We start from the raw sequence: 448 nt of genomic DNA on the forward strand, positions 1-448 counted from the left end.
AGGGGGACAGACCGCTGCTAGGGACATGGGGTGGGCCGCGCGGAGCTTGTGGCGACCAGCCAGGCGACGGCCGCCGACTCGATGGCGGCCGCAGTCGTCCACCGGAATTTGCGCGGAGCCGATAACAACGCAGTCGGCTTCCAGCTCGGTGTCGATCACAATATATCGAAGCGAACCAGCTTCTACGCGCGGGCTGGTTACATGAAGAACAATGGCAGCTCGACGTCGAGCTGCCATTGTTCTTCATGTAACCAGCCCGCGCGTAGAAGCTGGTTCGCTTCGATATATTGTGATCGACACCGAGCTGGAAGCCGACTGCGTTGTTATCGGCTCCGCGCAAATTCCGGTGGACGACTGCGGCCGCCATCGAGTCGGCGGCCGTCGCCTGGCTGGTCGCCACAAGCTCCGCGCGGCCCACCCCATGTCCCTAGCAGCGGTCTGTCCCCCT

The 448-nt window shown here is 63.4% G+C and carries 2 pseudogenes; one reads left to right on the forward strand and one right to left on the reverse strand.

What is annotated here, in order from left to right:
* Positions 1-48: 48 nt before the first annotated feature.
* Positions 49-204 (forward strand): annotated as a pseudogene (locus A6V37_RS43040) (porin); the annotation flags it as partial.
* A gap of 40 nt (positions 205-244) precedes the next feature.
* Here A6V37_RS43040 and A6V37_RS43045 read toward each other — a convergent pair.
* Positions 245-418 (reverse strand): annotated as a pseudogene (locus A6V37_RS43045) (porin); the annotation flags it as partial.
* Positions 419-448 lie beyond the last annotated feature (30 nt).

The sequence above is a fragment of the Paraburkholderia ginsengiterrae genome (genome assembly GCF_001645125.1).
GTDB lineage: Bacteria > Pseudomonadota > Gammaproteobacteria > Burkholderiales > Burkholderiaceae > Paraburkholderia > Paraburkholderia ginsengiterrae.